This window comes from Pseudoroseomonas cervicalis, from assembly GCF_030818485.1.
Classification (GTDB): Bacteria; Pseudomonadota; Alphaproteobacteria; order Acetobacterales; family Acetobacteraceae; genus Pseudoroseomonas; species Pseudoroseomonas cervicalis_A.
The window spans coordinates 60,512-74,856 of sequence record NZ_JAUTAJ010000001.1; the positions used below are offsets into that span (position 1 = coordinate 60,512).

The 14,345-nt window shown below is 75.2% G+C and carries 15 protein-coding genes; 2 read left to right on the forward strand and 13 right to left on the reverse strand.

Annotated features, from left to right (window positions below; all coding sequences use genetic code 11):
* Positions 1-22: 22 nt before the first annotated feature.
* Complete coding sequence (gene rfbC, locus QE401_RS00310; RefSeq protein ID WP_307136256.1) at positions 23-649, reverse strand: dTDP-4-dehydrorhamnose 3,5-epimerase; 627 nt, start codon at positions 647-649, stop codon at positions 23-25.
* 300 nt (positions 650-949) lie between these two features.
* Between rfbC and QE401_RS00315 the strand changes: the two genes are divergently transcribed.
* Entirely contained in the window at positions 950-1,588 is a 639-nt protein-coding gene (locus QE401_RS00315; protein ID WP_307136257.1) for a hypothetical protein, read from the forward strand.
* Here QE401_RS00315 and QE401_RS00320 read toward each other — a convergent pair.
* From QE401_RS00320 to motA, 6 genes are read right to left on the reverse strand one after another with little or no spacing between them, the layout of a single operon-like run.
* Positions 1,582-2,370, reverse strand: a complete 789-nt coding sequence (locus QE401_RS00320; RefSeq protein WP_307136258.1) for a flagellar basal body L-ring protein FlgH — start codon at positions 2,368-2,370, stop codon at positions 1,582-1,584. The two genes, QE401_RS00315 and QE401_RS00320, sit on opposite strands and share 7 nt — an antisense overlap.
* A gap of 14 nt (positions 2,371-2,384) precedes the next feature.
* Positions 2,385-2,840, reverse strand: a complete 456-nt coding sequence (flgA, locus tag QE401_RS00325; RefSeq protein WP_307136259.1) for a flagellar basal body P-ring formation chaperone FlgA — start codon at positions 2,838-2,840, stop codon at positions 2,385-2,387.
* Positions 2,841-2,851: 11 nt separating this feature from the next.
* Complete coding sequence (gene flgG, locus QE401_RS00330; protein WP_307136260.1) at positions 2,852-3,634, reverse strand: flagellar basal-body rod protein FlgG; 783 nt, start codon at positions 3,632-3,634, stop codon at positions 2,852-2,854.
* A gap of 49 nt (positions 3,635-3,683) precedes the next feature.
* Complete coding sequence (flgF, locus tag QE401_RS00335; protein WP_307136261.1) at positions 3,684-4,442, reverse strand: flagellar basal-body rod protein FlgF; 759 nt, start codon at positions 4,440-4,442, stop codon at positions 3,684-3,686.
* Between the two features lie 15 nt (positions 4,443-4,457).
* Positions 4,458-6,980 carry a hypothetical protein gene (locus QE401_RS00340; RefSeq protein ID WP_307136262.1) on the reverse strand — a complete coding sequence of 841 codons (2,523 nt, stop codon included), beginning with the start codon at positions 6,978-6,980 and terminating at the stop codon, positions 4,458-4,460.
* Between the two features lie 38 nt (positions 6,981-7,018).
* Positions 7,019-7,912 carry a flagellar motor stator protein MotA gene (motA, locus tag QE401_RS00345; RefSeq protein ID WP_307136263.1) on the reverse strand — a complete coding sequence of 298 codons (894 nt, stop codon included), beginning with the start codon at positions 7,910-7,912 and terminating at the stop codon, positions 7,019-7,021.
* Between the two features lie 120 nt (positions 7,913-8,032).
* On the opposite strand from motA, the gene QE401_RS00350 reads away from it, so the two are divergent.
* Positions 8,033-9,157 carry a lysozyme family protein gene (locus QE401_RS00350; RefSeq protein ID WP_307136264.1) on the forward strand — a complete coding sequence of 375 codons (1,125 nt, stop codon included), beginning with the start codon at positions 8,033-8,035 and terminating at the stop codon, positions 9,155-9,157.
* Between the two features lie 12 nt (positions 9,158-9,169).
* On the opposite strand, the gene QE401_RS00355 is transcribed toward QE401_RS00350, so the two are convergent.
* The 6 genes from QE401_RS00355 to QE401_RS00380 all read right to left on the reverse strand — a co-directional run bounded on the left by QE401_RS00355 (position 9,170) and on the right by QE401_RS00380 (position 14,013).
* On the reverse strand, positions 9,170-9,442 hold the full coding sequence (locus QE401_RS00355) for a hypothetical protein (protein ID WP_307136265.1): 273 nt from the start codon (positions 9,440-9,442) through the stop codon (positions 9,170-9,172).
* A gap of 50 nt (positions 9,443-9,492) precedes the next feature.
* A complete protein-coding gene (locus tag QE401_RS00360) occupies positions 9,493-10,041 on the reverse strand; it encodes a hypothetical protein (RefSeq protein ID WP_307136266.1) in 549 nt (182 codons plus the stop codon).
* A gap of 712 nt (positions 10,042-10,753) precedes the next feature.
* Complete coding sequence (locus QE401_RS00365; protein ID WP_307136267.1) at positions 10,754-11,668, reverse strand: MotE family protein; 915 nt, start codon at positions 11,666-11,668, stop codon at positions 10,754-10,756.
* Positions 11,669-11,684: 16 nt separating this feature from the next.
* Positions 11,685-12,395, reverse strand: coding sequence for a hypothetical protein (locus QE401_RS00370; protein ID WP_307136268.1), 711 nt, complete (start codon positions 12,393-12,395; stop codon positions 11,685-11,687).
* 91 nt (positions 12,396-12,486) lie between these two features.
* Positions 12,487-13,476, reverse strand: coding sequence for a FliM/FliN family flagellar motor switch protein (locus tag QE401_RS00375; RefSeq protein WP_307136269.1), 990 nt, complete (start codon positions 13,474-13,476; stop codon positions 12,487-12,489).
* Entirely contained in the window at positions 13,477-14,013 is a 537-nt protein-coding gene (locus tag QE401_RS00380) for a flagellar basal body-associated FliL family protein (RefSeq protein WP_307136270.1), read from the reverse strand.
* Positions 14,014-14,345 lie beyond the last annotated feature (332 nt).

The following is a 14,345-nucleotide window of genomic DNA, read 5'->3' on the forward strand; positions in this document are numbered from 1 at the left end:
CTATTCCTCCAGAGCGCGGCGATCAGAAATAGGCCGGAAGCTCGGCGAGCTTCGGCTGGCGGGCATCCTTGTCGGACAGCACCGGCCCGCCCGGCGGCAGCGTCCAGGCGATGGCGAGGTCGGGATCGTCCCAGGCGACACCCTTGTCGCAGGCCGGGGCGTAGTAGCCGGTCACCTTGTAGGCGACCTCGCAATCCGGCTCGAGGGTGCAGAAGCCATGCGCGAAGCCCTCCGGCACGAAGAGCTGGTTGCCGGCCTCGGCGGTCAGCTCCACCGCGACATGCTGGCCATAGGTGGGCGAGGCGCGGCGCAGATCGACGGCGACATCCAGCACCCGGCCGCGCAGCACCCGCACCAACTTGGCCTGCGGCTCCGGCGCGATCTGGAAATGCAGCCCGCGCAGCGTGCCCACCGGCGCGGAGGTCGAGAAATTGTCCTGCACGAACTCCGCCTCGAGCCCGCAGGCGGCGAGGTCGCGGGCGCTCCAGGTCTCGGAGAAATGGCCGCGGGCGTCGCCGAAGCGGCGCGTGCCGATCAGCGCCGGCCCCTCCAGCGTGAAGCGGTGCAGGGTGAAGTTGCGCGAGCTCTGTTCCGTGGTCAGTTGGCCCGCACGGACGAGATCGGCCAGCGGGGAAGGCGAGGATGCCACGTCGGGAAGCTCCTGGGGAAAAGCGCCGGGACACCGGCCGGAGGGGCGGCCCCGGAGAAGGGCAGGGTCAGCAGGCAGGCAGGATGCCTAAATAAGCGGATGCGGCGGGCGGTCGCAATCCGGGGCCGGCCGGATCGCGGTGCTGTGGCCGGGCGGGGCCGGGCCGGCCCTGCGGACCCGGACGCCCGGCCGGCCGCTGCCCCTGGCGCGGCCCGGCCCGGCCATGCCAGGATTCCCGCCTCAGCGGAGCCTGCCGATGCGTCCCCTCCACCCCGCCACGCGCCATCCCCCCCGCCCCGCATGAGCCCGCCGGCGGAAGGCGGCTTCGAGCGGCGGCAGCTTCCGGAGGGGGTGGAGTTCACCATCCACCCGGCCGCGCCGGCCCGCGGCTTCCTGGCCGCCGCGCTGCTGCTGGCGCTGCTGTTCGGCCTGCCGGCGCTGGCCGTGCTGGCCGATCCGCGCCGGCATGACGCGGTGTCGCTGGCGGCGGCGCTGGCCGGGCTGGCGGTGGCCGGGCTGGCGGCGGCGGCCTGGCGCGGCGCCCGGCGCGGCCGCCGCCCGCGGCGGCTGCGGGCCGATGCCGCCGGGCTGACCCTGCCGGAGGCGCATCTGCCCTGGCCGGCCCTGCGCGAGATCCGGCTGGAGCGGCGCGGCGCCGGCCGCCATGCCGAGGCCGCTTCCGGGGTGCATGCGCTGGCCGCCCGCATCGCCGCGCAGCAGCGCGCGGCGGAGACCCGGCTCTGGGCCGAGACGACGACACCGGGCGCGCCCCTGCTGCTGGCCGAGGGGCTGGGCGAGGGCGCGGCCAATGGCCTGCGCGCCGCGCTGCTGGCGCTGCGGCCGGCGGGGCCGGCGGCGATGGCCCCGGCCCCGCCGGCGCAGCCCGCCATGCCTGAGCTCCCGCCCGGCGCCGCGCCCGGAGGCGCGCCGCCTCAATAGGGCAGCACGCGCTCCATGATCTGCTGGCCCCAGCGCGGCCGCTGCAGGTCGCTGGCGACGCCGCGCCCGCCATAGGTGATGCGCGCCTCGGCGATCTTCTCCGAGGCGATGCGGTTGTTGGGGCGGATATCCTCGGGCCGGATCAGCCCGCGCAGCTGCAGCTCGCGCAGCTCGTTGTTGACGCGGATCTCCTGCGAGCCGGCGATCTCCAGATTGCCGCTGGGCAGCACGCGCACCACGGTCGCCGCCAGCTGCAGGCGGATCTTCTCGGTGCGGCGGATGCGGCCATTGCCCTTGGCGGTGCTGTCGCCGCCCAGCTCCACCGCCGGGTCCAGCCCGCCGCCGAAGGCGCGGCCCAGCATGCCCTGCAGGCCGAACAGGAAGGGCAGCTTGAAGGTCTGCTCGCTCTCCCGCTCAAGATCCGTGCGGTTGTCGAATTGCGCGCTGTCGTCGATCTCGATCTCGACGGTCAGCAGGTCGCCCACCGCGCGGGCGCGCTGGTCGCGGAAGAAGCTGCGCGCCCCGGGCCGCCAGAGCGAGCCCACCATGGTCGGCCCCATCCCGTCCAGCCGCGGCCGGCGCGCCACCTCGATCGGGCTGTCGCCCTCGATGCCGGGCGGGATCGCCAGCTCGCCGGGGGCGGAGACGGTGGGCGGCTTCTGGATATGGCCGAAACTGTCGCAGGCGGCGAGGCCGAGCGGCAGCAGCGCCAGCGGCAGCAGCCGGCCGAGGCGGCGGCGGGCCGGCGCGGCGGCGGGGGGGGCGGGGCGGGCGGCGTCCATCGGCCGGGTCCTTGTCATGGCGCGCCGCGCACCTCGGCCGTGCCTTCGGCGACGACCAGGGCGCGGATGGTGCGGCCGCTCTGCGGGTTGTGCACGCGGATCTGCTCGCCGATGGCGCCGGCCTCGAGGGCGCGGCCCTCCAGCTCCAGCGAGATGCCGTTGCGCTTCCAGAAGACGCGGATCGGCTGCGCCGCGCGCACCGCGCTGCGCTCGCCGATGTCGCGCTCGGTGATGGCGATGCCGGCGCGCAGCCTTCGCTTCACCTCGAGGCCGATGATGTCGCGCTCGGCCTCGATCTGGCCGGCGGCGGCGCGGCGCGGCGCCTGCGGCTCGACATCCTCGGGCCGCAGCACATCGCCCGGCTGCAGCGGCCGCGTCGCGTGCCAGACCTCGCTGGCGCCGCCGGCCGGGCCGGCGAGCGGTGGGGCGGCGAGCAGGGCCAGGGCGAGGAGCAGCAGGCCAGCGCGCATCGGAGCTCTCCTCAGCGCACGTTGTTGGCGGTCTGCAGCATCTGGTCGGTCGCCTCGATCACCTTCGAGTTCATCTCATAGGCGCGCTGGGCGGCGATCAGCTGGGTGATCTCCTGCACGACATTGACGTTGGAGGCTTCGAGATAGCCCTGCCGCACCCGCGCATAGCCGGGGTCGGAGGGCAGGCCCTGATTGGGCTGGCCGGAGGCCTCGGTCTCCAGGAACTTGTTGCCGCCGATCGCCTCCAGCCCCGCCTCATTGGGGAAGATGAAGAGGTTCAGCCGCCCGGCATTCTGCTGCTGGCCATTGGCCTGGGTGACCAGCACCTCGCCCGCCTGGTTGACGGTGACGTCGCGCGCATCGATCGGGATGTTGATCGCCGGCTGCACCGGATAGCCCTCGGTGGTGACGATCTGGCCTTCCTGCGAGAGTTTGAAGCTGCCATCGCGGGTATAGGCGACGGTGCCGTCCGGCAGGTCGATGCCGAAATAGCCGCGCCCCTCCAGCGCCAGGTCGTAGCGGTTGCCGGTCTCGCCCAGCGTGCCCTGCACGGTGATGCGGTTGATCGCCGAGTTGCGCACGCCGAGCCCGACCTGCGTGCCGACCGGCAGCAGCGTGCCGGCCTCGGAGGAGGCGGAGCCCACGCGCTCGCCGGACTGGTAGAGCAGGTCCTGGAACTCCGCCTTGCGCCGCGTATAGGCGGTGGTGGAGACATTGGCGATGTTGTGGGCGATGACCTCGACATTGGTCTGCTGGGCCTGCATGCCGGTCGCGGCGATGTTCATGGCGCGCATGGTCTGGGTCCTTCAGGAACGGCGCGGAAAGGGAAAACGGGGCGGGGGCTCAGTTCGGCCGCCCCACCGTCTCGATCAGCCGGCGCAGGCGGCTGTCGTCATCGGCGATGATGCGCTGCATGCTTTCATAGGCGCGCTGCACCAGCGCCATGCTGGCCAGCTCGGAGACCGTCTGCACGGTCGAGCCCTCCAGCGCGCCCTGCGCCATGCGCACGCGGTTGCCGGGCGCGTCGGGATCGACGGTCTGCAGGCTGGCGGGCGGGATCTCGAACAGCCCGTCGCCGGATTTGCGCAGGCCGCGCATATCGCCGCCCGAGAACAGCGCGATGCGCCCGGCCTGCTCCACCCGCCCCTCGCTGGTGACGAGGATGTTGCCATTGGCGCGGATCTCGATGGCGCTGATGCGCTCGGGCAGGGTGATCGGCGCGCCGCCCTCGCCGAGCACGGCGCGGCCCTGGCTGTCGGCCAGCACATTGTCGGCGCGGATCTTGAAGCGACCGTCGCGGGTATAGCCCGGCGCGCCGCCCGGCCGCTGCACCCCGAAGAAGGCGTCGCCCTCGATCGCCAGGTCGAGCGGATTGCCGGTCGAGCCGATCGGGCCCTGGCGGTTCTCGATATAGGTGGCGCGGTCCTGCACGAAGGCGATCTCGCGCCCCGGCACGGCGAGCCGGTTCACATAGCTCTGGAACAGCGTGCGGTCGCCGCGATAGCCGCTGGTCGTGGCATTGGCGAGGTTGTTGGCCACCACATCGAGCTGCTGGCGCAGCGCGATCTGGCCGGAGAGGCTGACGGTGCTGGGGCTGTCCATCTCAGTTCTGTCCTGTCATGGGCCCTGCCGCGGCGCCGCGGCTGGCAGCAATTGCTCGACCTGCCGGCTGCGCGAGATGGCCGAGCGCAGCGCCGGCACGCCGCGCTCGGTGGGCGGCGCGCCGCCGGAGAGCTGCAGCAGCGCGGCCGCGCCGCCCTCGGGCGCCAGCAGCTCGCCCGGCACGCCGGGGCGCTGGCGCGCCAGTGCCGCGGCGCTGGCCAGCCGCGCCGTCGCCTCGGCCCGCGCGGCGGGGTCGAGCCCGGGGTCGCGCAGCAGCTCGGCATAGGCGGCCATGGCGTCGGGCCAGGCCTGGGCCTGGAACAGCAGCCCGGCCCGGGCGCTGCGGTCGGGCAGCTCGCGCAGGCCCTGCAGCTCCTGCGCCGCCTCCAGCGGCCGGCCGAGCCGCGCCAGGGCCGCGGCGGCGGCGCGCTGCACCGCCTCGCCGGGCGGCAGCTGGCGCAGCAGGGCCAGCGCCCGCTGCGGATCGCCCTGGGCCGAGGCCGCCTCGGCGCGGGCCAGCAGCAGCGCGCCCTCGGGCTGCTGGGCGGTCGCCGGGGAGAGCGCCTGCACCGTCTCCAGCGCGGCATCGGCCAGGCCCTGCTCCAGCATCAGCTGCGCCGCGCCGCGGCGGATGTCGTCGCCACGCTCGCCGGGCGTCGCATAGCCCTCATATTGCCAGTACAGCGCCAGCCGCTCGCCCGGGCTCGGCAGCGCCAGACCCTTGGCGTCGACCAGCAGCAGGCGCAGCGCCTGGGCGGCCAGCCGGGCGCCGCGGCTCTCGGTGCTCGGCCGTTGCGAGGCCTGGCTGGCGCCATCGGCGACGGCCAGGGCGGCGCCGAGATCGCCGCGCTCCAGCAGCTTCTGGCCGTAGAGCATGGCCGCTTCCTCGCCCAGCGAATCATGCCGGTAGGTGCGGCTGAGATCGAGCAGCAGCGCCTCCGCCCGGCTGCCCTCGGCGCCGGGGCGGCCGAAATTCAGCGAGGCCAGCCGCGCCTGGGCCAGCATGGCGGGCAGGCTGCGGCCGCCGCGCGCGGCGCGCTCCAGATGCGTGGTCTCGTCGGCGCGGTTGTTTTCCAGCCGCGCCAGCCGCGCCATCAGCCAGCTGCGCACCACCTCTTGGTCCGGCCGCAGCTCCGGCATGGTGCGCAGCACCGCGACCAGGCTGCGCAGCGTCTCCGCATCCTCCTCCACCGCATCGGCCATGATGTGCACGAAGGCGATGCGCAGCCCGGGCGGCACCTCGCGCAGCTGGGCGCGGATCTGCGGCGCCAGCCGGGCCAGCCCGGCGGCATCGCCCTGCAGCGCCGCCGCCAGGCCGCGCCACAGCGGCAGGTCGGGGCGGGCGCAATCGGCGGCCTCGGCCAGCAGCGGCGAGGCGGGGTCGAGCCGCTGGCGCAGCAGCAGCCGCGCCAGGTCGCGCGCGCGGTCCAGCCGCGCCCGCTGCTCCGGCACCGCCGCCTCGGCCAGCGGCGTGGCCAGCAGCTCCAGCGCCTCCCGCGCCAGCTCATGCCCGGCATAGTATTCGGCCAGGCCCGCCAGCTCCGCCGTGCCCTGGTCGGACAGCGCCAGCTCGCCGCGGCGGCGGGCGAGGCCGGCGATGAAGTCGCCCGGCCCGGCGGTCCAGCCGGCCAGGCTGAAGGGGGCCTCGGTGCAGGGCGGGCGCGGCGGCGCGGCAGCGGCCTGGGGCGCCGCCTGCGGCGGTGCCGCCGGCGCGCCGCCCGCCGCGCCGCCGGCCGCGGCGCTGCCGGGCGGCGGGGCGGCGCCGTTCAGCAGCGCCAGCCGGCCCAGCATCGCCTCGCGCAGCGCGCCGAGATCGTCGCGCGCAGCGGCCTGGCCGTGCCCGGCCTGGCCATGGGCCGCCTGGCCCTGGGAGGCCTGGCCTTGCGCCGCCTGGCCGCGCGGCGCCGGGGCGGCCGCCGGGGCGGGGGGCGCGGCCGGGGCGGCGGCGGGGGCCTGGCGCAGCATCGCCTCGGCCTGCTCGCGCCCCATCAGGCCGAGCCGCACCGCATCCTCGATCAGCCTGCGCCGCGCCTCGGCCAGCGGGGGCGCGGCATTGGCGGCGGCGGCGGCGGCGACGGGCCGCTCGCGCGGCGGCGCCGGCGGGCGGCGGAGATCGACATAGAGCGCGCCGCCCGACTGCCCCAGCTCGGCATTGCAGTCGCAGCCCGGGCGCAGCCGCAGCACCGTCTCCTCGCCCTCCTGCACCGCCTCGATGCCGGCCAGCTCGGTGATGCGGCGCAGCTCGGACAGGTCCAGCCGGTAGGCGCCCTGCAGCCGCAGCTCCACCCCATCGCCCACCCGGCGCAGGCTGTGCGCCGGGATGCGGCCCAGATTGAGCACCACCCGGCCGCGATCGGCGTGCTGGCCGGTGCGCACCCGCACCATGGGCGCGGCCTCCGCGGCCGGCGCGGCGGCCGCAGCGGGGGCAGCGGGAGCGGGGCCAGCGGCAGGGGCTGCGGGCTGCGCCAGGGCGGGGCCGCCCGCCAGGGCCAGCAGCAGCGCCGGCGGCAGGGCGAGCGCCGCGCCTCGGTTTCGCATCGGGCCGGGGCGGGGCGGGGCGGTGCCGGCGCATCGGCCTACTCCCCGCCCGCCTCGCCATCGGTCTTGGCCCGGCCGGCCTCGCGCAGCTGCTCCTCCATCTGGTCGAAGCTCGGCTGCAGCTTGGAGGGCACCGATTGCCGGCCGACCTCGACGCAGATCTGCGGCGACAGATTCTCCAGATAGGAGGTGACGACGGCGCGGGTGACGTCGAGCATCTTCCGCTCCTCCTCGACGATCTGCTTGAGGCGGCTGGCCATCGGCCCGACCAGCCCATAGGAGAGGAAGACGCCGAGGAAGGTGCCGACCAGCGCCGAGCCGATCATGCGGCCCAGCACCTCGGGGCTCTCGCTGATCGCGCCCATCGCCTTGATGACGCCGAGCACCGCGGCGACGATGCCGAGCGCGGGGAAGGCGTCGGCCATGGTCTGGATCGCCTTGGCCGGCTTGATGTTCTCATGGTGGCGCTTCTCGATCGCCGTCTCCATCATCTCGCCGACCCGGTGCGGGTCCTTGTTGTTCAGCGTGATGGTGCGCAGCGTGTCGCAGATCAGCCCGTTCAGCGCCGCATCGCGCGCCAGCCGCGGATAGCGGCTGAAGATCGGCGAGTTCTCCGGCTTCTCGATATGCTTCTCGAGCTTCGCCGCGCCTTCCTTCTGGTGGGTGCGCAGCAGCAGGTAGAGCAGGCAGAGCAGGTCGGTGAAATCCTTGCGGCCCCAGCTCGGCCCCTTGAACACCTTGCCGAAGGATTTCATCGTCTTGGTGACGAGCGCCATGTCGCCGCCGATCAGCAGCGTCATGAAGCCGCTGCCGCCGATGATCATCATCTCCGGCCCGACGGCGTGCAGGATCACGCCCATCTTGCCGCCTGCGATCAGGTAGCCGCCGAAGACGGCCACGAAGACTCCAAGGATTCCGGCGATCTGGATCATCGAGCGATGCGGCCCCGCTGGTTGCGTCTATCGGGCCAGGATCTGGCCGGCGGAACGCTCTTATCATTTCGCATCTTTCCATGCTATGAGCATTTTTCGCATAACGCAGCGAGGACCGCCATGCCGCTTCCCGTCACGCCAAAAGGCCTGGACCAGGCGGGCAACGCCGCCCGCACCGAGGCGATCGGCCGCTACCGCGTCGACAGCCAGGTGGCCGGCGCGCTGCGCAGCGCCGCCCAGGCGACCGGCATGGGATTCGACGTGCTGGCCGCCAAGGCGGCGATGGAAAGCGGCTTCCGCAGCGATGCGCAGGCCGGCACCTCCTCGGCCCGCGGGCTGTTCCAGTTCATCGACCAGACCTGGCTCGCCGTGGTGCAGGAGCATGGCGCGGCGCATGGCCTGGCCAATGAGGCCGCGGCCATCACCCGCCAGGGCGGCCGGCTCACCGTCTCCGACCCGGCGCTGCGCAGCCGCATCCTGGCGCTGCGCGACGATCCGGAGATCTCGGCCCGGCTGGGCGCCGAGCATCTGAAGGATCTGGCGGATGCGCTGCGCCCGGTGCTGGGCCGCGCGCCCGATTCGACGGAGCTGTATCTCGGCCACTTCCTCGGCCAGCGCGGCGCGACGGAGTTCCTGCGCACGCTGAACCAGGACCCCAGCCGCGCCGCCAGCGACGTGCTGCCCGAGGCGGCGCGCGCCAATCCGGCGATCTTCCGCGCCGCCGATGGCGCGCCGCTCTCGGTGCAGCAGGTGATGGACAAGCTGCGCGGGCGCATCGGCCAGGTCTATGCGCAGCTCGGCCTGCAGGCGCCGGCCGGGCCGGTGGAGCTGCGGCCGCAGCAGCAGACCCCGCCCAAGCCGGGCGAGGCGAAGCCGAGCGAGGAGCCGCGCTGGTGGGGCAGCGGCAGCCCGGCGCGGGTGCGCCACGCGACCGAGCAATCCATGGTCTCCACCCTGGTCGAGGTGTTCAGCCGCATGGCCCGCAGCGCCCCGCGCGGGCGCGAGGAGGGCGAGGCGCTGCCGGCCAGCGTGCTGGGCGCGCTGCGCGAGCAGCCGGCGGCGGCGGCGCGCGCCTACAGCCTGGGCGAGGGCGGCCGGGCCGGGACCCCCGCGGCCTCCCCGGCCGCCACCCCCTCCGCGGATGCCGCGCCGCAGGCCGGCGTGGATGCCGCGCCACAGGCCGGCCCGATCCCGCCCGCCGCGCAGCCGGCGGCGGGCGACGCCGCGGCGCAGCGCCAGGCCTGAGCCGGCCGCCCCTCAGGCGCGGCGGCGCGCCTTCTCGCGCCGCACATCGCTGCCATGGCGGTGCCCGGCGGCATAGCATTGCCGCAGCGCCAGCAGCAGCAGGGGCGGCGCCGCCTCGGCGGTGCCCAGCGGCCGCAGCAGGGCGGCGCGGGGCCAGGCGGGCCGGTCCTCCGGCCCCGCCAGCCCGTCGCGGCGGCCAAGCGCCACGGCGCGCCGCAGCAGCGCCTCCGCCGCCGCCTCGGACAGCAGGGGCGCGGGGGTGGGGGCGGGTTCCGGCTCGATCATCGGGGTGCTCCTGTGTCGTCGCGCAATGTTGATTTTTCGCATGGCGCCATTCAAGGGTTTTTCGCCGGGGCGGGCGGACCCTCCCACCCCGCCACCTGGCGGGCGAAGCCATGCAGCGGCACCTCGCGCCGCGCCGCCCCCGGCGCCGCGCCCGGTTCCTCGGCCACCAGCAGCGCCACCCCGCCGCGCTCCTCCACCGCCACCACCTCGCCCTCGCCGCCATCATGGAAGCGCAGCCGCGCCCCCTGGAAACCGAAGCGCACCGCCCGCGCATCCAGCGGCGGCAGGCCGAGCAGCCGGGCGATGCAGCCCGGCTGGCGCAGCGCCAGGGCCGGCGCGGCCATCCCCTGGCGCAGCGGCTCCGGCAGGGCCAGGGCGGGCACATAGGCTAGGCTGAGCGTCATGCGGGCGCGCGGCTGCGGCGGCGCCGCGCCGGCCAGCTGCTCGGCCAGGCCGAGATAGGCCAGCGCGCCGCGGCCGGGGCGCGGGGCGGCCGGCAGCCGCCGCAGCAGGGCGAGCGGCAGCACCACCCAGGCGCCCTCCTGCGGCAGGGCGGGGTCCAGCAGCACGGGCAGGGGCGGGGGGGCCGCGTCGCGCATGCTTTCCTTCCGGGCGCCGGGCGCCGGGGGGGGGGGCGGGAATCGGCGGTCATGCTGCCGGCCATATTGTGCGAAAAATAATAAATGAGGCGCAGAGTCGCGGCGGAGCCCTTTCGCCGGAGAACGCCGATGACCTCCACCCCCTGGCGCCGACACGCCGTGCTGCAGACCGCCGCCATGCTGGGCGCCGTGGCGCTCGGCGCCCGCGCCGGCGCCATGGACGGGATGGCGCCCCGCCTCGATTGGGGCCTGGCCGGGGGGCTGACCCTGGCCTGGGCCGCCGGCGCCTGGATGTGGTGGCGCAGCCAGCGCCAGCCCGGGCGCTACACCCGCCTGAAGCTGGAGCTGGCGCGCCCCGGCCCCAGCGCCGCCGGTGCCCAGACCATGGAAGGGGTGGTGCATTTCGCCACCACCGCGCCGCTGGCCTGGTGCGCCCGGCGCGGCGAATGGTGCCTGGACCTGGTGCGCAGCGGGCGGGAGGATTTGCCCTGGCGCATGGCGCTGCGCCGCGCCGAGGGGCCGCAGGAGGCGGTGCCGCTGGCCGAGGCCGCGACGCTGGATGCCGTGCTGCAGCTCTCCCGCCGCCTCTCCGCCCAGGGCGGGCTGTGGGGCGGGCCGGTCGCCGCCGCCGGCTGGGCCGCGACGGGCCGCGCCCCGGCCGGGGAGGGCGGGCTGCGCCAGGCGGCCGAGCTGCTGGAGGGCGATCTGGAATTCAGCCTGCCCGCCGGCCACAGCCAGATGACCGCCCTGGCCGAGGGCGGCTATGCGCTGCGCGACAGCACCGGGCTGCACCCGATCTCGGCCCAGCTGGCCGACCGTCTGCTGGCCCAGGCGCCGCCGCGCCGTCCCTGATGTTCTGCGAAACCGCGGCACGGGAAACGGGGAGAGCCGGGCGGCTCTCCCCGTTTTCGGTATGGCCCGCCGCGCGGCTCAGTTGCTGACGCGGAAGGGCCTCGCGCCGCCCGGCGATCTCCTGCGTCACCGCCAGCGCCGCCGGCGGCTCCATCTGCGCCAGGATCGGGCCGGCCTGCCGCTCGGGGATCTTCAGCAGGATCACCGCGGCGCGCGGCGGCTCCAGCCGCTCCAGCACCTTGGCCGCCTGCTGCGGGCGCATGTTGACGTAGAGCGAGACCAGCGCGTCGATGTCGGATTCGGCGGCGCCGCTCTCCTTCACCACCAGCCGCTCCACCTCCTCGCGCAGCCGGGTCAGCTCGGCGATCTGGTTGCGCACCATGCTCTCGGCCGCCTGCAGCCGCGCCTCGCGCCCTTCCAGCGCGCGCTCGCGCCGCTCGATCTCGGCCTGGCGGCGCGTCACCTCGGCCAGCAGCCTCCCATCGCCGGGGCGCTCCTCGCCCAGCGGGCTGGGACGCACCGGGGCGGCCAGCATGGCGCTGATCTGCGGCACCACCACCACCCCCTCGCGCGCCGCCAGCGCCGGCGCCGGGCCAGCGGGGCGCGGCGCGGGCGTGGAGAGCGGCCCGGGCAGGGTCTGCGCCAGCACCGGCCACAGGCCGTCCAGCCGGCCCGGCAGCAGCGCCGTCAGGGAGAGCGCCATCAGCGGCAGGCCGAGCCGCGGCCCGAAGCGGGCGCGGCGGGGGGAGGGGATCGCAAGGTCGGGCTGGGTCATGGCTCTGATCCCTCGGTCAGTCGAGCTTGACGCGGATGGTGCGCGTCTCCGGCAGGGCGGCGGCGCGATGGGCGTAGAGCAGCTCCGCCGCCAGCAGGCTGCCGAGCGGCGGCTCGGTCAGCTCCGCCGGCAGCGGGCCCGGCAGGGGGCCAGGCAGCGGGTCGGCGAGCGGCGCGGCCAGGGACCCCCGCAGGGATTCGTCCAGCGAAGCCGTGAGCGCGCCCAGCGCGGGCCCCGGCGTGGCCAGGGCCGCCGCCGGCTCGAACAGCCCGGCCAGCGGCGCGGCGACGGGCTCGGGCGCCAGGTTCAGCAGCGGCGGGGCGGCGCGGCCGGAGAGGCGCTCGGCCAGGCCCAGCGGCTCCACCAGCTCGCGCGGCGGCGCGGCGGCGCGCGCCTGCTGCAGCCGGCGGTTCTGCCGCAGCGCCTGGTCGAGGCGCGCCGCCACCTCCTCCGCCTGGCGGGAGGCGCCGTTCAGCTCCAGCATCAGCTTGCGGCAGGCGCCGATCTTGCTGTCCACCTCGGCGATGCCGTCGCGCACCTTCTGCACGATGCCGCCCGAGGAGGCATCGAGCCGGCGCGACGCCTCATCGAGCTGGCCGATCACCGCGCCGGCGCCCTCCAGCGCCAGGCGCAGCCGGCCCATGCGGCGATACAGCAGGGTGATCCACACCGCCTGCGCGCCCAGCACCAGCAGGGCGGCGGCATCGAGCATCTGGGGGAAGTTCATGCGGCTTCTCCGTCATCCGTCCTGCTGGCCCGTGGCGTCGCCCGGCCAGCCCTTCTCGATCACGCAATCCTCGACGCGCAGCACCACCCGCTCATCCCTTGGTGGCGATGGTGGCGCGGCAGATCATCAGCCCCTCGCAGAAGACATCGACCGGGTCCTCCTGCCGCTTGTCGAGCACGAAGACCGAGCCCGGCTGCCAGGCGGCGACCTCGGAAAAGGGCACGGTGCGGGTCTCGATCACCGCCGTCAGCTCGAGCGAGGCGCGCGGCAGCTCCTCGGCCAGGTGGCTGCGCCAGATCGTGTCGCCGCCCGACTTCTTGCCCAGCACCTCCTGGCTCAGCAGGTCGCGCACCGGCTCGAGCGAGGCATAGGGGATCAGGAAGTCGATGAAGCCGCCGCGCCCCTCCATGGTGATCTCGGCGCGGAAGGTCAGCGCCGCGGCGGTGGGCTTGGTGATCAGCGCGTAGCTCGGCGTGATCTCGAAGCGCTCCAGCCGGAAGCTCGCGGGCGAGACCGCCTCGAAGGCGCGGCTGAGGTCGTTGGTGACGACCGAGACGAATTTCTCGACGAAGGTGCGCTCGATCGGCGTGTAGGGCCGGCCCTCGATCGGCTGCAGCGCGTTGCGCCGCCCGCCCAGCAGGATGTCGACGATCGAGCCGATCAGCCGCGAATCGAGGGCGGCCAGGCAATAGCCATCCCATTCCTCGATGCGGATGATGCCGATCAGCGCCGGCAGGGTGACGGTGTCGAGGAAGGCGCCGACCCGCACGGGGCGGGTGCGGTCGATCACCACATCGGCGTTGTCGGCGGTGAATTTTCGCGAGGAGCTGGTCATGAGCCGCGCCAGCCGGTCGACGACGATGTCGAGCATCGGCAGCTTCTCATAGCGCACCGCGCCGCCGACCAGCGCCTCCAGCCCGCGCTTCGGGGCCTCCGGCTCGGCCGGGGCCTCGCCGCCGAACAGATCGTCGATGTCGCCCTGGCCCATGGCGACGCCGGCGGCGCCCCAATCGGCCATCGGATCCGGCTCGGCGCCTTCGCCCGTGCCTTCGGGGGTGTCGTTGTTCTCGCTGCCGCTCATTCAGGCCACCACGAAGCCGGTGATCAGCACGTCGCGCACCTTGCCGGGCCCGACCACCAGCTCGAAGCGCCGGTGCAGGTCGCCGCGCAGCCGGTCCATCGCCAGCGCGCCCTCCATCTCGCCCTCGCGCAGCGTGCGCAGATAGAGCAGCAGGCTGTCATAGATGCGCGGGCTCAGCAGCTCGGGCGAGAGCAGCGCCGGGTCGCCATTGACCTCGACGGCGATCCGCAGCCGCAGCTGGCGCGGCCGGCCGCCATTCGGCAGCGACAGCGTCATCTCCGGGAATTCGACGAAGCTCGGCCGCGCGGCGGGGCCGGCGGGCGCCGCGGCGGCGGCCTCGGCCTCCCCGGCCGGGGCGGCGCCGAGCAGCCCGCCCACCAGCGCCGGCACGGCGGGCACCAGGAACCAGGCGGCGGCGCCGCCGCCCCCCAGCAGCAGCAGGGGCAGCAGCAGGAGCAGCAGCTTGCCGCGCCCCCCCTTGCGGCGGGCCGGCTTCTCCGTGGCTTTGGCGGATTTCTCCGCGGTGGTGGAGGACATGGGCGGCGATCTCCCGGCACTGGCGATTTTTCGCGCGACAAGCGGAGTGGCGGCAGATATAAACCGAAGCGTTCTCGCATGCCACGCTAAAAACAACCACCGGTCGAGTTCGCGGCGCTTCCGCCCCCGGCCCGGGGGCGACAGGGCGGGCGACGGGGCCGGCGCCGGGCGGGGCGGTGGGCGGCGGGACGCGGCGGAGCGACGTTTTCGCAAGGGTGTCGCGGGCAGAGTGCCCGGCGCGCCCCGGCGCGGCGGCGCGGAGGCGGCGCGCCCAAAGGGCGTGGCGGGCGGGGCGGCCGGCAGGGCCGCGCCGGGGTCAGCATGGGGCGATA